The organism is Tamlana sedimenti, assembly GCF_038148895.1.
Lineage (GTDB): Bacteria > Bacteroidota > Bacteroidia > Flavobacteriales > Flavobacteriaceae > Tamlana.
This window is the reverse complement of sequence record NZ_JBBVGQ010000002.1, coordinates 85,267-108,000: the sequence shown is the minus strand read 5'-3', so window position 1 is coordinate 108,000 and position 22,734 is coordinate 85,267. Positions and strand designations below refer to the sequence as shown.

15 protein-coding genes are annotated in these 22,734 nt (G+C 37.4%); 5 read left to right on the top strand and 10 right to left on the bottom strand.

Annotated features, from left to right (window positions below):
- Window positions 1-25 precede the first annotated feature (25 nt).
- From WJN01_RS06630 to WJN01_RS06620, 3 genes are all read left to right on the top strand, one after another.
- Complete coding sequence (locus WJN01_RS06630; protein ID WP_445196368.1) at window positions 26-2,845, top strand: NPCBM/NEW2 domain-containing protein; 2,820 nt, start codon at window positions 26-28, stop codon at window positions 2,843-2,845.
- A gap of 107 nt (window positions 2,846-2,952) precedes the next feature.
- The gene (locus WJN01_RS06625; RefSeq protein WP_445196367.1) at window positions 2,953-4,386 is read left to right on the top strand and encodes a DUF1593 domain-containing protein; all 1,434 of its coding nucleotides are present in this window, start codon (window positions 2,953-2,955) and stop codon (window positions 4,384-4,386) included.
- Window positions 4,387-4,710: 324 nt separating this feature from the next.
- On the top strand, window positions 4,711-7,824 hold the full coding sequence (locus WJN01_RS06620) for a cytochrome c biogenesis protein (protein ID WP_445196366.1): 3,114 nt from the start codon (window positions 4,711-4,713) through the stop codon (window positions 7,822-7,824).
- A gap of 83 nt (window positions 7,825-7,907) precedes the next feature.
- On the opposite strand, the gene WJN01_RS06615 is transcribed toward WJN01_RS06620, so the two are convergent.
- From WJN01_RS06615 to WJN01_RS06575, 9 genes are all read right to left on the bottom strand, one after another.
- A complete protein-coding gene (locus WJN01_RS06615) occupies window positions 7,908-9,299 on the bottom strand; it encodes an NAD(P)(+) transhydrogenase (Re/Si-specific) subunit beta (protein ID WP_445196365.1) in 1,392 nt (463 codons plus the stop codon).
- Window positions 9,299-9,613: an NAD(P) transhydrogenase subunit alpha part 2 gene (locus tag WJN01_RS06610; RefSeq protein ID WP_370479225.1), complete on the bottom strand. Its 315-nt coding sequence runs from the start codon at window positions 9,611-9,613 to the stop codon at window positions 9,299-9,301. The genes WJN01_RS06615 and WJN01_RS06610 overlap by 1 nt, the downstream gene beginning before the upstream one ends.
- Window positions 9,614-9,656: 43 nt before the next feature.
- Window positions 9,657-10,739 (bottom strand): NAD(P) transhydrogenase subunit alpha, encoded by a 1,083-nt coding sequence (locus WJN01_RS06605; protein ID WP_445196364.1) that lies wholly within the window; start codon window positions 10,737-10,739, stop codon window positions 9,657-9,659.
- Between the two features lie 48 nt (window positions 10,740-10,787).
- Entirely contained in the window at window positions 10,788-11,588 is an 801-nt protein-coding gene (locus tag WJN01_RS06600; protein ID WP_445196363.1) for a hypothetical protein, read from the bottom strand.
- 87 nt (window positions 11,589-11,675) lie between these two features.
- Window positions 11,676-13,262, bottom strand: coding sequence for a hypothetical protein (locus WJN01_RS06595; RefSeq protein WP_445196362.1), 1,587 nt, complete (start codon window positions 13,260-13,262; stop codon window positions 11,676-11,678).
- A 50-nt stretch (window positions 13,263-13,312) separates the two neighbouring features.
- Complete coding sequence (locus WJN01_RS06590; protein ID WP_445196361.1) at window positions 13,313-16,249, bottom strand: hypothetical protein; 2,937 nt, start codon at window positions 16,247-16,249, stop codon at window positions 13,313-13,315.
- Window positions 16,228-18,066, bottom strand: a complete 1,839-nt coding sequence (locus WJN01_RS06585; RefSeq protein WP_445196360.1) for a cytochrome c3 family protein — start codon at window positions 18,064-18,066, stop codon at window positions 16,228-16,230. Before WJN01_RS06585 ends, WJN01_RS06590 begins: the two co-directional genes overlap by 22 nt.
- An 8-nt stretch (window positions 18,067-18,074) precedes the next feature.
- Complete coding sequence (locus tag WJN01_RS06580) at window positions 18,075-19,412, bottom strand: NAD(P)-binding domain-containing protein (RefSeq protein ID WP_445196359.1); 1,338 nt, start codon at window positions 19,410-19,412, stop codon at window positions 18,075-18,077.
- Window positions 19,413-20,198 (bottom strand): hypothetical protein, encoded by a 786-nt coding sequence (locus WJN01_RS06575; RefSeq protein WP_445196358.1) that lies wholly within the window; start codon window positions 20,196-20,198, stop codon window positions 19,413-19,415.
- A gap of 323 nt (window positions 20,199-20,521) precedes the next feature.
- Here WJN01_RS06575 and WJN01_RS06570 point away from each other — a divergent pair, with 323 nt between their 5' ends.
- The gene (locus WJN01_RS06570) at window positions 20,522-21,007 is read left to right on the top strand and encodes a hypothetical protein (protein ID WP_445196357.1); all 486 of its coding nucleotides are present in this window, start codon (window positions 20,522-20,524) and stop codon (window positions 21,005-21,007) included.
- A gap of 7 nt (window positions 21,008-21,014) precedes the next feature.
- Here the strand turns inward: WJN01_RS06570 and WJN01_RS06565 are convergent, their stop codons facing one another.
- On the bottom strand, window positions 21,015-22,082 hold the full coding sequence (locus WJN01_RS06565; protein ID WP_445196356.1) for a hypothetical protein: 1,068 nt from the start codon (window positions 22,080-22,082) through the stop codon (window positions 21,015-21,017).
- Between the two features lie 100 nt (window positions 22,083-22,182).
- Here WJN01_RS06565 and WJN01_RS06560 point away from each other — a divergent pair, with 100 nt between their 5' ends.
- A complete protein-coding gene (locus WJN01_RS06560; protein WP_445196355.1) occupies window positions 22,183-22,734 on the top strand; it encodes an RNA polymerase sigma factor in 552 nt (183 codons plus the stop codon).

The following is a 22,734-nucleotide window of genomic DNA, read 5'->3' as shown; positions in this document are numbered from 1 at the left end:
TTTTTTTCAAAAAAAAATCATGGTTATGAAAAAAAAGATTTTTGTACTTGCAACTATATTATTGGGCTTCATGACACTAGCCCAAAATGGCAATGAGCTGCCTTTTCAAAAATGGGCATTAACCCCGCCTATGGGATGGAACAGTTGGGACTGCTTTGGTCCATCGGTAGTTGAAAGCGAAGTTAAAGCCAATGCCGATTATATGGCTGCCAATCTAAAAGCCTCCGGTTGGGAGTACATTGTTGTAGATATACGCTGGTATGTGGACAACGAAGACGATGGGCATTACAATGCTTTTAATAATTCTACATTTGTTTATGATGAATTTGGTAGGTACTTGCCCTCGCCAACTCGCTTTCCTTCTTCTACAGGTGGCATGGGTTTTAAACCTTTGGCAGATTATGTACACGGCTTAGGGTTAAAGTTTGGCATCCATATCATGCGGGGTGTTCCCAAAAAAGCGGTTACTGATAATCTACCTATACTTAATGGGAATGGCAAAACCGCGGCTGACATCTACTCCACTGCTTTTGAATGTACTTGGCTACAGGATAACTGGACTATTGATGCCTCAAAGGAAGGCGCTCAAGAATATTACAATTCCATCATGGATTTATACGCTTCATGGGGTGTAGATTATATCAAGGTAGATGACTTATCGCGTCCTTACCATGATCCAGAAATTGAACTCATAAGAAATGCCATCGACCAAACTGGGCGTCCTATGGTATTGAGCATGTCTCCTGGTGCAACTCCTTTAAATCAACACGAGCATGCCAAAGACCATTCCAATATGTGGCGCATATTTGATGACTTTTGGGATAATTGGAGCCAATTAAATTACGCCTTCGGTCTTTGCGCCGATTGGGCACCTTATATATCTCCAGGGGCATGGCCTGACGCAGATATGTTGCCCTTAGGGAAGTTTATTAGAGGCGAACGCGCAACCAACCGCTACACATTATTTACTGAAGATGAACAATATACCTTAATGAGTTTATGGACCATTTTTAAATCACCTCTCATGTTTGGAGGCAATCTGCCTGATAATAATGCTTTTACCAATGCATTAATTACCAATGAAGAAGTACTGACTATGCACAAAACCTCGGTGAACAATCAAGAATGGTTCAGCAGTGAAAGCGGAACGGCCTGGATAGCCGATGATCCCTCAGAAGGTGATAAATATGTGGCTCTGTTCAATAACGGTGGCAATGATTTTGTAAATACTAATGACCTCATCTACAGAAGTGGCAACATTACCGAATTGACTGATGGTTATGGTGTTGATATAGATGTTGATATTACCCCTGGAACTACTTCTCTATTTTTAATAGTAGATGGCACCAGTGATGGTAATAGTTATGATTGGGCGGATTGGATAAATCCTACGATTCATTTAGATGACGACTCCACAATCCTTTTAACGGATTTAGATTGGGAATATGCGACATCAGGGTGGATGACCGTTAAAAAAAATCTGAATGTTGAAAATGGACCTTTAAATATTAATGGTACCACCTACACTAATGGTTTGGGTACGCATGCCAATTCTGTTATTCTTTACCAAATACCGAATAATACAGTCCGTTTCACTGCTTTTGCAGGATTGGATTTTGGCGGCACCAATCAAATAAATAGTACGCCAACACTTGAATTTATGATAGCTACTGAGGACCCAACAAAAAGAGAGGTAGATGTTAATAAAACTATTAAGAATTCCGGTAGGGTTAGCAGAACCATTCAAAATGAAGGTGTTTATCTTGAAGCTGACATAACTGGAGCAACAAAATTATATTTAGTTGTTACCGATGCTGGTGACAACTTCAATTACGACCATGGTGATTGGATTAACCCCAGAATTATAAAAACTGACAATACAGAAACACGACTGACAGATTTAAGTTGGGTAAGTGCAACAAGTGGATGGGATACTGTGAAAATAAACAAAAGTTTAGATAATAATCCTTTAACGGTGAACGGAATGGCTTATGAATACGGATTTGGTGTAAACGCCTATTCAATCATTGAATTTGATATTCCCCAAGAAGACTACACGTTATTTAAAGCTTTTTGTGGCTTCGATGATGAGGTATTAAATGCACCAAATGGTGTAACCATGGAGTTTATGGTGTTTACCCAAGACCCATCAATAGACAATGCATTATCCATACCCGTTGATTTAGCCGCTCTCGGCTTTAATGGGGATTGCAGTATTCGAGATATGTGGAGTAAAATTGATTTGGGAACATTCTCGAGTTCTGATTTTGCCCCTGTTATCAATAATCATGGTTCTGGTTTATATCGCGTTTCAGGATTAAATCGTTCAAATGAGGCCGTGATTACTTTGTCTGGTCCTTCGGAAGTAAATACTGGTGAGAATGTATTTTTTGACATCAACGTCGTTACGAGTACCGATACGCCTTCTGGATATGTCATGATATATCAAGATGGCACTCATGTGGGCACGGTTGAAGTTGATGCTGCAGGCAACGCACAATTTACCACTGCATTTTCAGAAGATGGAACTTATACCTTTACTGCAAATTATAGTGGCAATGCTAACTATTTGCCTAAAATATCTTCAGAATTACAGGTAACGAGTACTACTTTATCTGTTAAAACTAAAAACAAACCAACTATTGGTATATTAAGAGCCGACGGAAAAACTTTCCTAACAGGCATTACCGTGGGTAATGAAATAGAAATATTTAATATTTATGGCCAAAAAGTGATGAGTCTAAAAGCAAAATCAAACAAAATACCAATAAACTATTTTCAAGGCATAGCGATCATTAAAGTTAAAACTGATAATGATTGGGTAACCTTAAAGGCCATTTTATAAAGATAAAAGTCACTGTTTATAAATAACAAATGAGGATGACTTAATTAATAAGTTCTGGACGCAATATCCAGAACTTATTTTTTATTTTTACTTTATACAATTAGCCAATGATATTCAATAATTTAAAAATACTACTTTATTTGGGTATATTGATTTTAATAAATGCCAGAGTAAACAAAGCTTTTTGTCAACAAGAAAGACCACGAGTTATCGTAACAACGGATGGCGAAGCAGATGACCGTGCCTCAATGGTGCGTTTTCTATTAACCAGCAACGAATTCGAGGTTGAAGGCATCATTAATAGCAGTTCGCAATTTCATTGGGTAGGCGGCGAAGGTTGGCATGCCTTTCATCCTGTTACTTGGGTAAAGGACTTTATTGAGCATTACGGAAAAGTATATAACAATCTTGTACTTCACGACCCAAATTTTCCAAAACCAGAATATCTTTTAAGCAAATGGAAAGTTGGTAATATTGATGGAATAGGCGAAGATGATATCCGTACACAAGGCGCAGCACTCATTGCCCAAGTTTTGTTGGATGACGACCCTCGCCCAGTTTGGATACAGGCTTGGGGTGGCTGCAATACCATTTCGCGGGCATTGAAAAACATTCAAGAAGACCATCCTGAAAAAATGCAGGAAGTTGCAGCTAAAATGCGTCTCTTTCTTATTTGGGAACAGGATACAACATACCAAGAATACATTCGTCCCAATTGGGAGCATTTTAACATTCCCACCATCATATCCGACCAATTTGACTGTTTGGCGTATATATGGCCAAAAGTGCTCCCAAAAGAAGTCAAGACCTATTTTGAAGCCGAATGGATGACCAAAAACATTCTGAATGGCCATGGTCCTTTGTGTGACGTATATGAAAACAACCATGGAGCCTTTAACGCAGAAGGAGACACCCCTTCCTTTTTATACAATATACCAAATGGACTTCAAAGCATGGAATCACCCAACAACGGTGGTTGGGGCGGACGCTATGTTAAGGTAAGACATAATGTTTGGATGGATCCTCTACCCGATTCAACATATACCCGCCCAACGGAACAATGGGGCTTCCACAACAGTTGGTCTAAAAAAATGGAGCATGACACCAATGAAGAAAAAGTAAAAATACGAACCAACTATTTTAAACCTATATGGCGTTGGCTTGACGATGTACAAAATGATTTTGCCGCGCGTGCAGATTGGTGTGTTATGGATTATGCCTCGGCAAACCACCATCCAATTGTCCGATTAAAAAATAAATCTCTGAATATAAAAGCTAAAGCCGGTTCAAAAATTAAACTAGATGCAAGACCCACATTAGACCCAGATGGCGATGGGCTTTCTTACAAATGGTGGCATTATAATGAAGCCGACACCTATACTGGGAAGGATATTCAATCTTCAAATTCTGCTAAATCAAAAATCATAGTGCCCAAAGATGCTAAGCCGGGCGAAACTATCCACCTTAATTGTGAAGTATCAGACTCGGGAACCCCGAAGTTAACCAGATACCAGCGAGTCGTAATCGAGGTTATACCATAAAAAAAACCCGCGTCAATTAAGGCGCAGGTTTTTAAATGTATAATTTAACCACTTTACTAGTATGATTATTCAAATTTCGGCAAAATGAGCATGAAATATAGGGTATAAATCGGTTTAAATGGGGGTATTATATGTTCCTTTTTTTGACCATTTTCGGAATAAACAAATCCATAAATCTGAATTATTCCATTTCTATTTCATTTTTGACCGAAATAACCATGTAATTTCTGAGACTTAGTTGTTCTTATAATGTGTAGATTTTGTCAATTTAAAACAAACTGAAAATCTACCCCTTGCCCCAAATTTTGAATAAATCAAGTCTCTATGAAGAAATACATCGCTGTATTCGCCAAATACCTAAAACCATTTTTCAATACCAGAGCCGCCGGCCTGTATATTTTACTGTTCGCAATTGCCATAGGTGTTGCCACATTTGTGGAAAACGACTTTGGCACCAGTGCAGCCCAAAAACTAATTTTCAAGGCATGGTGGTTCGAACTACTTCTGGCACTTTTCGGGATTTCAATAATTGTTAACATCTTCAAATTCCGGATGATTCCACAAAAAAAATGGCCTCTACTTCTATTTCACACAGCCATTATCGTTATTTTAATTGGAGCTGGCGTTACACGGTATTTTGGTTATGAGGGCATGATGCACATTCGCGAAAACGACGCTTCCAACAGTTTTTTATCTGCCAATTCCTATTTAAAATTTCAGGTCAATAAAAACAATAATAGCTATAATTTTAATGAAGAAGTGTTATTCGCTTCCCTTGGCAACAATCATTTTAAAGAATCTTATTTGGTTGATGGCGATTTGGTGGAGGTTGAAGTCACCGATTTTATTCCCAACCCAAACGAAGTTTTAACAACCAATGAAAACGGAAAACCCACCTTAAAAATGGTGGTTTCAGGCATGAACGGAAGGGAAAACTATTTTTTAAGTGAAGGTGAAACCAAACGCATTAAAGGCATACTTTATAATTTTAATGATACTGAAATCCCAGATGCTTTTAATATTTCCTACCAAGGCGATTCGTTATCGTTCAAAACCAGCAAAACCTATTCGCAAATGGTTATGGCAACCCAAACCCGCGATACCATTTTTGGCTCTGAAAACTACAAACCTTTAAGATTAAGAGCGTTGTATTCTGACGGCTTGAATAATTTTGTATTTCCCGAATTCAGCCCAAAAGCTACCGTTTCCATGGAATCTGAAAGTCCAAAGGTTAATAACGAAAGCATAACCGCCGTGCAGTTGGAGGTTGCTGTTAATGGCGACAAACAAGAAACTACTGTTTATGGTTCACGGGGAAACGCTGGAAGACCTCAAATTTTGTCTTTTGAGGGTTTAAACCTTTCTGTAGCTTATGGTTCAAAAGACATTTATCTCCCATTTTATATCCAGTTGAAAAAATTCATTTTAGATAAATACCCTGGCACCGATAGTGCGTCATCCTATGCCAGTGAAGTTGTGCTTATTGATGAACCCAACAACGTGAACATGGATTTTAGAATTTTCATGAACAACATATTGAATTATGGCGGTTATCGATTTTTTCAATCCTCATTTGATAAGGATGAAAAAGGCACTTACCTAAGCGTGAACCATGATTTTTGGGGTACAACCATTTCATATTTGGGATATGCTTTGCTTACCATTGGCTTGATTTGGACATTGTTCAATAAGAATACAAGATTCTATCAAGTCATTCAAAAAATCAAAAAATTAAGAGCATCAAACGCAACTTTCATCTTTGCTTTAGGGTTTATGCTTTCTACGGAAATGATAAATGCCCAAAACGAAATATCACATATTACCCATGCTTCGGTTAGCTCAGAACACGCTGAAGCTTTTAGCAAATTGGTGGTACAGGATTATAAAGGTAGAATGAAACCCGTACATACGCTTTCCAGGGAATTAATGCGAAAAATTTATAGAAAAGAGAGTTATAAAGGCTTGAACGCCGACCAAATTCTACTAAGTATGTTTATTAATAGTAAAGATTGGTACGGTGAAAAAATTATTAAACTGGGCAAACATAAAGACCTATTAAATGCATTAGGCGTTAAAGGTGATTACGCTGCATACAAAGATTTTTTTAATGAAAATGGCGATTATAAATTGCGTGATGAGGTTAGGCAAGTTTACAATTTAACGCCCAAAGACCGTGGTGTTTATGAAAAAGAATTAATAAAAGTAGATGAAAGGTTAAACATTGTAAATATGATGTTTTCTGGTGGTATGTTGAATATCATTCCAGATACAAACGACGACAATAACACATGGATTTCCAATCATAGCCATGGAAATGGGCATGACAGCCAGTTGGCTTCAAACTTTTTCGGTGCCTATGCTAGTGCCTTAATAAAAGGGGTAGAAACCAATAATTATGCTGAAGCGAACGGTTTAATTTCAGAATTAAAGGCATATCAAATTAAAAACGGTGGTGATATTATGCCTAGCGAAACCAAGCTAAACGCTGAAATATTTTTGAATAAACTTAATGTTTTCAATAGACTCGCTTTATTATATTTTTTATTGGGAATGGCCTTTTTGTTCTTCCTATTTCTATCGGTATTTAAACCTAGGATACCTCTGAAAAAAGTCTATATGATATTATTCGCCATTGTTTTAATTGGGTTTGCATTCCATACCATTGGATTGGGATTGCGTTGGTATATTTCAGGTAGGGCACCATGGAGTAACGGCTACGAATCTATGATTTATATAGCATGGACAACCACGTTGGCAGGTGTTATTTTTACCAGAAAATCGTTTGGTGGTTTAGCAGCAACTATGGTTTTGGCCGCAACCATTCTTTTGGTTTCGATGATGAGTTTCCTAGATCCTGAAATTACGCCATTAGTCCCCGTTTTAAAATCGTATTGGTTAACCATTCATGTGTCTCTGGAAGCTGGCAGTTATGGCTTCTTAATGCTGGGTGCCATCATCGGTTTAATAAATCTGATTTTGATGATTTTTACCAATTTAAAGAATAAAGAACGCGTAAAAGCCATCATTACGGAGATGTCTTATATCAGTGAATTGACCATTACCGGTGGTTTGATTATGGTAAGCATTGGAACTTATTTAGGAGGTGTTTGGGCCAATGAATCTTGGGGCCGTTATTGGGGTTGGGATGCCAAAGAAACTTGGGCATTGGTTACCGTTTTGGTGTACGCTTTCATTTTACATATGCGTATTATTCCAAAAATGACAGGTTTGTTTATTTACAACGTGTCAACCATTTTTGGTTTGGCAACCGTAATCATGACCTATTATGGTGTAAATTACTATTTATCAGGATTGCATTCTTATGCCACTGGAGACCCAATTCCTATACCAACTTGGGTATATGTTGTGGTGGCCTGGATCGTTGCGATAAGCATTTTAGCCTACCTTAAAAAGAGAAAATATCAGGTTATATCTTAAACGGTACATAAAGTTAGGTTGGTTGGTTAATTAATGTACCGAAAGAGTTCCGTTTCTAAGTATTGAAACGGAACTCTAATTTTTTACAATTCCTTTAGCTCACTAAGAATACTTTCTAGAGATTTTTTGGCATCATTAAATAGCATTTTTGTGTTGTCTTTAAAGAATAAAGGGTTTTCAATACCAGCATAACCAGGATTCATGCTTCGCTTTAAAACAACCACGTTTTTGGTTTTTGCCAAATCTAAAATAGGCATACCATAAATTTTACTGGAAGGATCCTCTTTAGCAGCTGGGTTAACAACATCATTTGCGCCAACAATTATGGCAACATCGGTATCAGCCAGAAAATCGTTGGCCTCTTCCAAATCAAGAAGTTTATCATAGCTTACATCGGCTTCAGCTAGCAATACATTCATATGACCTGGCATTCTACCCGCAACTGGGTGAATCGTGTATTTAAGTTCTACACCCTTACTGTTAAGAAGATTTTCAACGTCCTTTGTGACTTTTTGAGCTTGAGCTACAGCCATTCCATAACCAGGGATAATAGCCACACGATCTGAATATGCCAATTGAACCGCCAAATCGGAAACAGAAATTTCCTTTATTGTACCTTCTGTTGCACTACCAGAAGCTCCACTTGAAGCACCAGAACTTGTGAAACTTCCAAATAAAACCCCAACCAAAGTTCGGTTCATCGCGGTACACATGAGCATGGTTAAAATAATACCCGAAGACCCCACAAGAACACCACCCAGCAACATCAACTTATTATCGGTCATAATTCCTGAAATGGCAGCGGTAATTCCCGTTAAAGAGTTCAATAATGAAATGACAACAGGCATATCAGCACCCCCAATTGGAGCCACAAACGTAATACCGTAAATGACGGAAAGCACTGTAAATACTGAAAGTTCTAAAGTGGTCAACCTACCGTGATACGCAAAATATATAGTCATTGCAATGGCAACGGCTAATAAAATAATATTAACAACTGTGGCATATGGTATTTTAAGATGGCGATCTTGAAGCTTACCACTCAATTTGCCATACGCAACCATAGAACCTGTAAAAGCCACAAAACCTAAAAACAGATTGGACAAAACAACGCTCATATCCGAAACCCCACCAATGGCATTATTGTTTATCAACCAAATTAAAGAAATCAACGCGGCAGAAAAACCACCAAAACCATTGAATAAGGAAACCATTTCTGGCATGGCTGTCATAGGCACTTTTTTCGCCGATATCAACCCTATTACACCACCTATAATGATGCCTAGAGCAATAAATAAATAATTGTTGTTTTCGGTCTCTAATGGATAAAATATGGCCAACATAATCCCTAAACCAACACCAATGGCAGCTAGAATATTTCCATTATTAGCTGATTTAGGATGCGATAATTTCCTCAAACCAACAATCAATAGAATAGAACTTACAAAAATGATTAAATCTAAAAAAACCGACATTATTTCTTATTTTTTTTGTTAAACATCTGTAACATTCTACCCGTAACGGCAAATCCACCAAACGCATTTATGGTGCCGAAAATAATCCCGCAGGTTCCTAATATTAAGGTTATATAATTGTCTGAAGGTGTTACCCGAATCAATAATATAGCACCAATTAATATAAGACCACTAATAGCGTTTGATCCTGACATTAAGGGTGTATGTAAAATTGTGGGGACTTTAGATATGATTTCAAATCCAAGAAAAATGGCAAAAGCCAAAATGTAAATCATATTCAAATTGTTCGAAATGAATTCAATGATTTCAGTCATAATTTAGTTTGTTTGTTAGTAAAATATTGTGAATTGCTGAGATTTAAACAACAGAAGATATACATGAAGATGTATAAATCTCATCTTGATTTTCGGTTTTTAGTTTTAAATCATCATCAGAGATATGATTTAAAAAATTGAAAACATTATTGGCAAAAAGGGTACTTGCATCTACAACAGCCGCGTCAGATAAATTAGAATCCCCAACAATGTGCACATAGTTATGCACAATGGTTTTTCCATCTTCGGTGAGTTCGCAATTACCGCCAGCATCAGAAGCTAGATCTATAATTACGGAACCTCGGCGCATATTTTCAACCATTTCCTTTGTTACAATTATTGGGGCTTTAGTACTTCTTACTGTAGCCGTGCAAATAACAACGTCGGCATCTGTAACATGGCTAAACATCATTTCCCTTTGCTTTTGCATGAATTCTTCACTTTGCTCAGCACCATAGCCATTTTTTATAGCTTGGTTTGCCCCTTCCACCTTTAAGAACTTTCCGCCCAAACTCTTTACTTCTTCTTCGGTTTCCAATCGAGTATCAACGGCTTCTACTATAGCACCTATACGTTTTGCTGTGGCAATAGCTTGTAAACCTGCTACACCAGCGCCAATAACCAAAACTTTTGCTGGTTTGATGCTTCCTGCCGAAGTAATCAACATAGGAAAATACCTTGGAAGCAAATCTGCCGCCCTTAAAACAGCCTTATATCCTGCAATTGAAGCCATAGAGGATAAAACATCCATAGATTGTGCTATTGATGAGCGTGGAATCATGTCCAAGCTAAAAGCTTGTATACCGTGTTTTTTCAATTTTTCGGAAACATCATTAAAAATATACGGTTTAAAATGTGAAATATAAATGGTTCCTTTTCTAAACTTCACATATTCTTCCTCCTTTACCGGAGTAAATGAAATAATAATATCGGCATTTTTATAAATATCTTCCCTATCTTTTATAATAGCTCCGGCTGCTTCAAAATCTGCATTTGCAATGAATGAAGTCCTTCCAGACTTGGTTTCCACCTGTACCTCATACCCTTTGGTAATTAGTTTTTTTACCACTGCAGGAACGAGTCCTACCTTTTTATCATGCCATTCTTTTAAAACACCTATAACCATCAATCTGTTTTTTAGTTTAATTTTATGCCCAAAGGATGCAAATTTAAGCTATTTTATTAAAGTTCCGTTCTCTAGAATCAAATCATATTTATAACCAGCACCAAAGTCCTTATTTAAAACAACTTGGGCTTTAATTGTAAACAAAGCTCCTTCTGGAACATAAGCATCTGAAGTTACAACCAAATCGTAATCATCCATTGTACCGTCTTTTATATGTATCCAGTTTCGATTCATAATGCCTGCGTTAATTTTGGTACAAACACCATCTAATTGCACAGTTTGGCCTTCAAATTTTTTTGGATTGTTGACCAATTCTGAAATTTTCATGGAACCTTGATGATGCACCACTTTTTCAGTATGCATTTCTATATCTACTTTTGGCATATTGCTTGGAACTGGTGTATAACTCTCGTCACTTGGGCTTGCTCCTTCTTTGCCATGTTCAGATGCACTAATCAAACTTGATATGAGATACACCCTATCAAAAACACGATCATATTCTTTGCTTTCAAAATTGGTCTTTAAAAGCCCGCCTTTATAATAATAGGTTTCCCCCACATTTACCTTCATACTTCTTGAGGCAATCCAATAAGGTTCTCCCCCATTTTCGGTAACATTTAAATACACGTATTTTGACGTTGGCAGCACTTCCTTTACAACCACTGAATGGAACTCATTTGATGCCGAAGATACATTGTTGAAATCTACTTTTGAATCGGAATCTCCTGAAAAAATGCCTGATGCATTGTTGTTTTCGGCATCAGCGGCCGGAATTACTTTTGGATCATTTTTACATCCTATAAATGTTATGATTGCCATTGCAGCAATTAAAAAAGATTTTGTTTTCATCTGTTAATATTATTTGTTTTTTAATGGTCAGATGTAATGCCCTATTATAAAATTCGGTTAGTTTCCTGCTTTTTGTTAATGGGCATTTCATTGTTTTTGTTTTTTGCTTCTAAAAAAGCGTTTAATAATTTGGGTGTTCACCCTATAATTTGTGACATTATCATATATTGAAACTTCCCCAGATAAACTAACGGTAAAAGATCGGTCAATATAATAAGAAAAATAGCCTCCTACGTAATGTTGGGCAAAATCTGGTATATCAGTATTGTATTTATAATTTACATACCTATAGTACATATCTGTGCCCAACCTGCCATCAATAAATTCGCGTGAATAACGCAATGAGGCTATATTGCTTTGCAAATAGTTGGAATTGTTCATATTGAACGTCAAAGACAAACGCCCATCAATCGGCAATTTAGACATGCTAACATAACCATAAATATTATCGGATTTATTTTGGCTATCACTTTGAAGCCTTTTGCTGTAGCTAAACCCAGTGTACATATGCTTTATTGGCCTTACATTCAATCTCGCCCTGAATCCTTGTCTGGCAATATCCTCGTCAAGCAAACGCTCAATATCAGTTTCGTAGGTTTTATAATAAATGATGCGTTTTCTGGAATCGTAAGATAAGGACAAATTAATGTTCTTGTTAAAACGATATCGGCTAGAAACATAAAAGTTCGTTATTCGGGCATTTTCCTTAACGCTGTCGTTCACTTTGTTATATAAATCCACTTCTAAAGTTGAAAATAAATGGAGGTTTTTAAAAATACTACTGGAGTGTTGAAAATAAGCAAAACGCCTGTCAATATCACTTTGGTTTCTTTGTTCGGCAAACCCAAGGGTGGTTTGAGAGTTAAAATTTTTTGATTTTGTTAATTTACCAACATAACCCCCATATTGCATTAGGTTTGGGTTAAATCCGTAGTCATAAATATCTGGCCTAAATCCTGCGATAACTCCAACGTAATTATTCCCCAAAAACTTTTCGGCCTGTATACCATCTATGGCGCCAAGCGAGGAAATTTTATAATTTATCTTTCTACCAAAAGTAACTGAAAGTGTGGTATCGACATCATACCTTACGGCCATGTTGTACACATTCAAATGACTCTTGTTCATATTACTTGTTGTATCCTTCGGATAAATGTTTTGCCTATAGTTCAAGTAACTTTCTACCGAGAATTTTGAGTTATTTATATGGTCGGCCTCCAAATAAAATCTGGTCATTAATCTATGGTTATCATCCTGAAGCTGATTAAAATTACTATAACTTGCGGCCGATAACCTGCTTTTTATTCGCTCAACATAAGTGGTCTTTTTACTTTGTATGGCTTGAATGGAATCATTATAGCTAATTCCAATATCTTCCTGAATTTCCTCGCTTTCCAAAACCACACTTTTATCTTTTATTTCATATACGTATGAAATTTTATCTTTTTTATTTACAATGCAATTATTAAGTTTTAAACACACTACTGATGATGATGACTTGTTGGTAACCAAAAGACATTTTTCCTTAATAGGTGTTTGCAACGTATCCCCAACAGCAATAACATTGGTGTTTTCAAACCGCACATAAGCATTCTTGGAAGTAACAAAAGTAACCTCACCAATAATGGTATGCTCGTTTTCTTGCGCTTGTAGGTTAATTGTTGTTAATCCCATACATAGTATGAAAATAAAGTAAAATCTTAATCTCATCATCTTGTCCACTGTTACGCTCTGCCCCGGGGGTGACATTCGTAACATCTTTGATTTCCTTGGTTTGTGTTATGGTCTCGCGTATGGCAATGTATGCAGTCAAATACTGAAAAATTGCTAGGATCTATATGACAATCAATACAAGTATCCCATTGATCCGGCTGTTTGTGCCTACTTTGGCTATCAATCGGGAAATATGGATTGTGATCGAACGTTGAAGGCGTCCATCCTGGATTTGTAGTATGGCACTCTACACAATCTGTTGGGAAACCAGTTGCCCTGTGATTCGGATTTGTAGCATTATCATAATCCGTTTGATGACAGCTCACACAATTCGGATCTGCATCACTGTAATTTGCTGTTTTATGACATTGGGTACAATCCTGAATATCATGGCCCAAGGTCAGAGGGAAAAAGTCATGATTAATATTAGCAGGTGTCCAACCAGGGTTCGTGGTGTGGCAGCTTGCACAATCTGTGGGGAAACTGTTCGCGCTATGGTTTGGATTTGTGGTGCCTTCATAGTCCGTTTGGTGACAGCTCACACAATTTGGATCGGCGTCTGCGAAATTACCTGTAGTATGGCACTGCGTACAATCCTGAATATCATGGCCCATGGTCAGTGGGAAAAAGTCATGATTTATGTTCGCCGGTGTCCATCCCGGATTTGTGGTATGACAACTTGCACAATCCGTTGGGAAACCATTTAAACTGTGGTTTGGATTGGTCGTTCCATCATAGTCCGTTTGGTGACAACTCACACAATTTGGATCGGCGTCAGCAAAATTTCCTGTGGTATGGCACTGCGTACAATCCTGAATATCATGGCCCAAGGTCAATGGGAAAAAGTCATGATTTATGTTCGCCGGTGTCCAACCAGGATTTGTGGTATGGCAGCTCACACAATCGGTTGGAAAACCATTTAAGCTATGATTTGGATTCGTAGTTCCATCGTAATCAGTTTGGTGACAGCTTACGCAATTTGGATCAGCATCACTGTAATTACCTGTGGTATGGCATTGTGTACAATCCTGAATATCATGGCCCAAAGTCAATGGAAAAAAGTCATGGTTTATGTTTGCAGGCGTCCAGCCAGGTACTGTTGTATGACATTGTACACAGTCTGTTGAGAATCCAACAGTAGTATGATTTGGATTTGTGGTGCCATCATAATGCGTTTGGTGACAGCTCACGCAATTTGGATCCGCATCGGCGAAATTACCCGTGGTATGGCACTGTGTACAATCTTGTATATCGTGGCCCTGTGTTAACGGGAAAAAATCGTGATTTATGCTTGCTGGCGTCCAGCCTGGAGCTGTGGTATGACAACTTGCACAGTCTGTTGGGAAACCATTTATACTATGGTTAGGATCAGTTGCACCGTCATAATCAGTTTGATGACAGCTCACACAATTTGGATCCGCATCTGCAAAGTTTCCTGTGGTATGGCACTGTGTACAATCTTGAATATCATGGCCCAAAGTCAATGGGAAAAAGTCATGGTTTATGCTCGCTGGTGTCCAACCAGGTACCGTAGTATGGCAACTTGCGCAATCCGTTGGGAAACCATTTAAACTATGGTTAGGGTCAGTTGCACCGTCATAATCAGTTTGATGGCACATTACACAATTTGGATCAGCGTCACTATAATTGCCTGTGGTATGGCACTGCGTACAATCCTGAATGTCATGGCCCAAAGTCAATGGAAAAAAGTCATGGTTTATGTTTGCAGGCGTCCAACCTGGTATTGTTGTATGACATTGTACACAGTCTGTTGAAAATCCAACAGTAGTGTGATTTGGATTTGTGGTGCCATCATAATCCGTTTGGTGACAGCTCACGCAATTTGGATCCGCATCGGCGAAATTACCCGTGGTATGGCATTGGGTACAATCTTGTATATCATGACCTTGTGTTAAAGGGAAAAAGTCATGGTTAATATTCGCTGGTGTCCAACCAGGTATTGTTGTATGGCAACTTGCGCAATCCGTTGAGAATCCAACGGTGCTATGGTTCGGGTTTGTTGTACCATCAAAGTCCGTTTGGTGGCAGCTCACACAATTCGGGTCAGCATCCGAAAAATTATCAGTAATATGGCATGCTTTACAGTCTTGAATATCATGTCCTCGGGTTAATGGGAAAAAATCATGATTTATATTAGCCGGTTTCCACCCTGGATTTGTGGTATGACAGCTTACACAATCTGTTGGAAAACCATTGTTTCTGTGTTGCGGATTTAACGTTCCATCATAATCAGCCTGATGGCACGTTACGCAATTTGGGTCGGCATCAGAAAATTTATCTGTTTTATGGCATTGGGTACAATCTTGTATGTCATGACCCAAAGTAAGTGGGAAGAAATCATGATTGGCAATTTTATCACTCTCCCATCCAGTTCCTAGAGGGCTGTGGCATTCAACACAATTTGTTGAAAAACCAGATTCGGTATGATTAGGATGCTGCGTTGCCTCAAAATCTTGCCTGTGGCAGCTAATACAATCATTACCGATTCTATCAAATCTTATGTTCGTTTCCGAAGTATGGCATTCTACACAACTTAAACCTCCGTGCGCCCCAATAAGTGGAAATCCGTTGGCTTCATGTATTTCCTGAACATTGTCAACAATCCAAGTTTTGGTGGTATGGCATTGGGCGCAATCATTTCCCACGGACATGCTATGCACATCGTTATGGCAAGAAGCGCAATCTTTCGGGGCTCCCTTGAATACGAGCGTTTCATGACAGGCTTTGCAATCTGTTTGTGCATGGGCACCCTCAAGTGCAAAATCTGTTTTGCCATGGTCAAAACGCATGAGGTAAATATCTATTTCCCAACCTGATGGATTATGGCATTGGTTACAATTAATCTTGAAATCTTCCCCGTGGGGCGATTGCGCAAAAACCGATGTCACCATCAAAAACAACCCTATTATGAATGGCAGTCTATACATTCGAATTTGTTTATCTTGTAAATGACTTCTTCTTTACCGTCAATTATGGTGCTCGTATGACAAGCCTTGCAATCAACTTCTCTGTGCTTACCTTCTAGAGGGAAATTTGTGGTATCGTGATCAAAATTCTCGGGCATCCAACTAGTTGTGACGTGGCACCTCACACAGTCGGTTACACCGTTTATGGCAAATTTATCTTCATGTACATTTTCATGACATGCTATACAGTCTGAATCTAAATCGATGAATTTCTGTACTATTTCAGACTTATTTTTTTCGTTTTCGCTAAAATGACACGCACTACAAGCTACATCTTGATGTTTTCCTGTAAGTGGCCATTTTGTGTTTGAATGGTTAAATGAATCAATGCTAGACCATGAATCATTAACATGGCAAGCCGTACAGTTTTGTTCTGGATAAAACTTCTCTGAAATAAAATCTTCATGGATATCATTATGGCAATCCACACATTCTGAACCCATATCAACAAATGTCCATCGTTGCTTTTCTTTACTAACATGGCAAGCGTAACAAGGTGTGGCAACATGTGCGCCTTTTAGAGGAAAATTGGTTTCCTCATGTCGCTCGAGCGTAAATAAACTATAATCGAAACCTTCTTGCAACGAATGGCATTCCACACAGTCTGGCGACACATTATTTACCGCAAACTCACCTTTATGATAATCCTTATGGCATTTGTTACATGCCGAAAAGTCAATGGGGTCTGTATAATGGCCCGTTTTGTGGCATTTTTTACAATCTACCTCAAGGTGCTTGCCTTCCAATGGGTAATCTGTAACGCTATGGTCAAAACTTTTGATGTTTTTAATAGATGAAAAACTGGTTTCGCGGTGGCACTTGGCACAATCTTGACCAAATTTACCATCATGAACATCGTCATGGCATTTGGCACAATTGTTTTCCGTTATGCGCAAATTATCTTGGAAAACCAATAGCGGATTGTCGGTTTCTTTGTGGCACTCATAGCAATCAACTTCTTGATGTTTTCCTTTTAAAGTAAAATGGGTTAAGTTATGGTCGAAGGTTTTTTGTCCAAAAAATAAATTAAAATCACTTTCTTTGTGGCAAGATTTGCAATCCCCCGGAAGTTTAGCTTCGTGAGCATCTTCATGACAGGCAATACAATCATCAAACGCCAACCCTGTAAATTCTTGAAATTCTTTTCCGTTTCTAGTGGTTTCCTTATGACATTCAATACACTCCACATCAATATGTTTTCCTTTTAAGGCAAATTTGGTATTATCATGATTAAAGTTTGTTGCAGGTCTAAAGGCATCAAAACCATGGCACTGAATACAATCTTGCGACAGTGTTTTTTGGTGAAAATCGTCATGACAGGTTAAACACTCTTGGTTTAAACCCAAAAATGTGTTTTTCTTTTTTTTCAGCTCACTATTTTGAATATTGTCTGGCATATGGCATTCTCTACAATCAATCGTGGCGTGCTTACCCTCTAATTCATATCCTGTTTCGCTATGGTTAAAATTATCTTCATCAAAATGAATTTCATCAAACTTCCTCCCATGGTGTTCACTATGGCACTTAAAACAATCCTGTTTAACAACACTTGGACTGGCATGCAAACCATGTTTATTACTAATCAACTCTTGTATTTCTTTGTGGCAATCCAAACATTTGCTGTTTAAAACCTTGTTTCCCAACTCATGACATTGGGTACAATTGCTCATGCCTTCCAACTCTTTATGTGCTTCAGATAACTCACCAGGAGATATCTGCGCATTGCCCAAGGCCGCACAAAAAACCAAAATTGCTATATGTACTATTAACTTTTTCAAATAGTGTTTTAATGGCTTTTCATGGTATATCCAAAACGCTTGGTGATTTTTACACCGGCCTTTTCCAGAAAGCTTGTTGGCAGTTCCCCACCAGCAAAAATGTAAACCAAATCGTTGTCTATTTGTTTCACCTCATCATCTTCATCAATCTTTAACAACACATCCTTTTCATTTATGGAAACTACGTTAGAGTTGTATATAACTTTCATCGAACCATCTTCTATGGCCTGTTGAACTTTTTCCCGATTTTTTGGCTTCAATCTGGCAAACTTGTCTTTTCTATAGGATAAAGTTGTATTGTTTTCATCTTTTAAAAGCAACGCCGATTCTATAGCTGAATCGCCTCCACCAACAACCAATACGTTTTTATCTTTAATGTTTTCCGGCTCCAATAATCGGTAGGCCACTTTTTGGGTGTCCTCTCCGGGAACGTACAATTTTCTCGGGCTTCCACGTTTACCAATAGCTAGCAATACATGGTTACAAATGAATTCTTCATTGGTATTGGTCACTATTTTGAACGTTTTATCTTCTATTGGAATGATACTTTCAACCTTGGTGTTTTCCTGAATTTTGATGTCGTGTTCGGAAATTACTTTATTCCACAGTTGCAGCAATTCGTCTTTTGAGGTATTGTATAATTTTGCCTTTCCATATAGCGGTAAATCCATGGGAGCAGTCATGACTATTTTTGACCTTGGAAAGGTATACACCGTACCACCCAAGGAGTCTTGCTCTAAAGTTACACTAGTTAAACCATGTTGTTTTGCGGCCAATGTTGCCGATATTCCCGCAGGACCGGCGCCAATAATTACTACATCAATAACATTTTCCTTTGAAGGCTTTTTAGCCTTAACCATATTTTCAATAGCCTGTTGACCCTGCTCCACACTATTTTTAATGAGCCCCATACCACCCAGCTCACCAGCAATATAAATGCCTTTGAAGTTGGTTTCGAACGACTCGCTTACATGTGGTAAATCTACCCCTCGAGCTTCAGTCCCAATTTTTAAGGTAATGGCTTCTACCGGACACGCATGAAAACAGGCACCATGACCAATGCAGTTGGCGGTATTGATTACCGTGGCAACACCATCTTTTATACCTAAAATGTCTTTTTCAGGGCAAGCGGTTATGCAGGCCCCACTACCAATACAATAGTTTAAGTTAATGTGGGGATATAGCGAAACGGGCTCAAAAAGGCCTTCTTCTTTGGCTATTTCAACTTTCTTTTCAACAATAACCGATTTCACCTTCTTTTTTCGGGTGTAAAAGAAGACTGTTATCGCACAAAGTATAAATACCGTGCCATAAACCAATATTTGTTCTAACAGTACCTCTTCCATTTAAAATATCCATTTATAGCCAAAAGCCACTGTAATTCCTATATGCAGAACTACAATGACTAGCATAATTAAAGCAAATGGCAAATGCGCCACATGCCAATATTTAAATAACCTTTGCATGGTTTCCAGTCGTGCTATTTTGCCCGAAAGCTTCACATCGTCCCGAACCAATTTTAAAATATATTTTTGGTCTTCTTTGGGTATTTTCTTCAACTTGAACTCCCTTTTTAACTGCCTTACATTGTTGTAAGATATATTTTCCGAATTGGTTACATTTTCAATGACTTGAAGCGTTTGGGCATCAAAATCAAACTTTTCATTTAGCACCGAAGGCAAATCGGTTTTTAGGTTTTTAACTTCTTTTAAAGTTAGCGCCCTACCTTCAATGGTTCTGGGTATTTGAATATAAATAAACCTTCCGGCCACACCACTCAAGACTACCGCCACCATGCTCCAAAACGCAATGGAAACAATGCCGCCAAACTTAAATGTTGTATGGAATAAAATAAGGATGGGACCCAACGTGCACAAAAAAATGTGAAACTCCAATAGGTATTTTAAACGAATTGCTTTCGATAAAAAATTATAGCGTTTACGCGCTATATAGATTAAAACACCAATTAAAATCATTAATGTTCCAAAAACACCCAATCCCTGTCCATAAATTCCGCTGGGTTTAAACCAATTGTGTCGGGGGTGGTAAAATCGTTCTTCTAAGGGCAGACTGTAATATGTGTAGCCCGTGTACACCAAATAAGCAGTTACAATTAAAGTAATTGCAACCATTACAGCGATATATAGATTATGAAAGGGGCGTGTCAAAATATTATATATTATTCAGTTGGTTAAAATCCCTAATACCAATGTTTATTTATATAACAACCCAACTTTAAAGTTTACACGGAGATTTTAAGAATTTGTAGAACTTTTTTTAAAAATTGGACAACCAACATCGATTAAGTGATTGATTTCATCTTTTTTCAGTAAAAAAGCCTTTAAAGTTGTTATATACAAAAGAGCATATATTGAATTAAGTAATCCAGCCCATGATTAATAGTAATCTATTATAGCTTAACCTACATGATAAACTATAATTAAAAACTTATTTTATGGCGAATGCAATTAAAAATCAAAACCCAGTTTACAGAGCTTTTGAAGGCGACATAACATTTTACATGGCAAAGTCTTATTCAAGGCAACCATTAAAAAACAAGTTTGAAATTGAATCTATTTTAGAAGATTATAACCTTCGAATTTCGTTGTTTAAAAAAAATGAAGACCTTGAAAATGGAATTATTGTCTTTCCTGCAATTCCTAAAATTGAATTTTTTGGAGAGCTTTTAGAATTTGATTATTCTGAATTATCTGAAAGTGAATCTACCGTAATTTTTAAAGGGGACTTAAAAGTGCTTTGCAATAAAAAACAAAAAACCTTTTTAGGCAGCATCAAAAAAATAGATGATACCGTTTTTATTAAAGCCAACTTAACGTTAGATACTTCAGAATTTGATTTTGAAAAGGTATTGAACTGCCCAAAAACACTAAGTTCTGCTAAAACCGTTTCGGTTGAAGTTTCGCTGCAATTAAAAGCTTAAATGTTATTTAAGGACAAGCTTGCTTCAATTTCATTTCGTCCTCACCAAACTGTAAATCGATTTGGGTGCCATTATCCTCAGGATTTATTTCTTTAAGTCGCCAAGTATGTCTAATTATTGAAAAATCATCAAAACCTATGGTCAACCTTAATCCAGTATCTAAACTTACATACCAAGAACCTTGGTAAACAGTACTAGATCCATTGGTTGCGATGGCTGAACCATCAGAGTTAAATTCAAATTCAAAACCACTAAACTGAGCTTCTTGATGCTGGCCACTAACCACAAGTTCATATATTTTTAGTGGACATTGTGCAATCAAAGCCTTGAAGCTTTCTTCTGTTTCTGTTGAATGATGGTCATCATCTTCAAAATCAAAATCGTCATCTTCATCGCATGCATTGATAACGTCTTCAATGGCCAATTGTAAATCATCTAGATTATTTATGCTTACAAACGTACCATCGTAAAGCGTTAGGGTTATTGGGAAGTTTATGTTGACAATGAGATAATCTTCAATCTCTTCAATAAATTCATAAAGAGCTTTGTCACTATCAATGCTCACAGCATCTAGTTTATCGGTTAAAGTATTGTATGTTGTTACTAAAATTGGGTAGTCAAAATCTATACATTCAATATCGTCATCTTCTTCGTCTTCATCGTCACATTCATTCCTGTAAATATTAAGTTCACTTTTTGAATTAACAGACACTTCAGTAAAATCTTCCAAGATAATTGTGATTGGGTAGGTAATTGTAAGGGTATCGGTATCCGTGTCACTTTCACTAAAAATAGATGCAATTATTTCATAATCATCTACTGTATTAATTGTAACTTGGTTACCATTAACCATCAATTGAACTGGTAGTTTTACGGTGATGCAACTTGCACTGTCAATAATGTTATCAAAAGAACCATCTTTTAATGTGGTGCGCTTGATTAAGTTAGCAACCATTGATTCTTTAACCAAAGGTTCACCATTTAAAGGCTCTCCAAAGCGATACTCGTCATTTCGGCAAGCCGAAAAAACAGCCAACACCAACAATGTAAGAAATAACTTTATTTTAATATTCACAACAACTTTTTAATTAATCCGTTACGTAGATATAACAATTTAATCAACCAAATTACGTACTAAAACAATTTTTTCTAAATTTAACCAATAATAAACCGTAATGCCAAAAGATATTCGGGAACATATTTGTGAAGAAAAGATTTTCTCAGGAATTTATAATAAATACGCCAAAAACCTGCATGATTTCTTGTACTACAAATTTGGGTCGCACCTGGATCCAAATGACAAAATGCAGGAAGCTTTTATTAAACTTTGGGAAAATTGCAAAAACGTAAAACCTTCCTCAGCACGGTCATTTCTATTTAAAGTGGCCAACAATTTAATGCTGAATGACATAAAACACCAAAAAGTGGTTATGCGGTACAAAGAAGAAAAACCAAAGGAATATACCAATGAAAGCCCAGAATTTATTTTAGAGGAAAAACAGTTTTTAAAAAAATACCAAAAGGCATTGGGCACATTACCAGAAGAACAGCGCATTACGTTTTTGATGAGCAAAGCGGATAAAAAATCGCATACCGAAATAGCCGAAATACTTGGTGTTACAAGGCGCGTTGTTGATAGTAGGGTTTACAACGCATCATTAAAGCTGAAAGCTGAACTTGAAGAATTCAATAATTTTTACGCAAAAAAGTCTTCCAAATTGTTATAA

What these genes read in the sequence shown, in the direction of transcription:
- WJN01_RS06630 (WP_445196368.1), top strand. Translation starts at nt 26, where the DNA reads ATGAAAAAAAAGATTTTTGTACTTGCAACTATATTATTGGGCTTCATG.
- WJN01_RS06625 (WP_445196367.1), top strand. Translation starts at nt 2,953, where the DNA reads ATGATATTCAATAATTTAAAAATACTACTTTATTTGGGTATATTGATT.
- WJN01_RS06620 (WP_445196366.1), top strand. Translation starts at nt 4,711, where the DNA reads ATGAAGAAATACATCGCTGTATTCGCCAAATACCTAAAACCATTTTTC.
- WJN01_RS06615 (WP_445196365.1), bottom strand. Translation starts at nt 9,299, where the DNA reads ATGTCGGTTTTTTTAGATTTAATCATTTTTGTAAGTTCTATTCTATTG.
- WJN01_RS06610 (WP_370479225.1), bottom strand. Translation starts at nt 9,613, where the DNA reads ATGACTGAAATCATTGAATTCATTTCGAACAATTTGAATATGATTTAC.
- WJN01_RS06605 (WP_445196364.1), bottom strand. Translation starts at nt 10,739, where the DNA reads ATGGTTATAGGTGTTTTAAAAGAATGGCATGATAAAAAGGTAGGACTC.
- WJN01_RS06600 (WP_445196363.1), bottom strand. Translation starts at nt 11,588, where the DNA reads ATGAAAACAAAATCTTTTTTAATTGCTGCAATGGCAATCATAACATTT.
- WJN01_RS06595 (WP_445196362.1), bottom strand. Translation starts at nt 13,262, where the DNA reads ATGGGATTAACAACAATTAACCTACAAGCGCAAGAAAACGAGCATACC.
- WJN01_RS06590 (WP_445196361.1), bottom strand. Translation starts at nt 16,249, where the DNA reads ATGTATAGACTGCCATTCATAATAGGGTTGTTTTTGATGGTGACATCG.
- WJN01_RS06580 (WP_445196359.1), bottom strand. Translation starts at nt 19,412, where the DNA reads ATGGAAGAGGTACTGTTAGAACAAATATTGGTTTATGGCACGGTATTT.
- WJN01_RS06575 (WP_445196358.1), bottom strand. Translation starts at nt 20,198, where the DNA reads ATGGTTGCAATTACTTTAATTGTAACTGCTTATTTGGTGTACACGGGC.
- WJN01_RS06570 (WP_445196357.1), top strand. Translation starts at nt 20,522, where the DNA reads ATGGCGAATGCAATTAAAAATCAAAACCCAGTTTACAGAGCTTTTGAA.
- WJN01_RS06560 (WP_445196355.1), top strand. Translation starts at nt 22,183, where the DNA reads ATGCCAAAAGATATTCGGGAACATATTTGTGAAGAAAAGATTTTCTCA.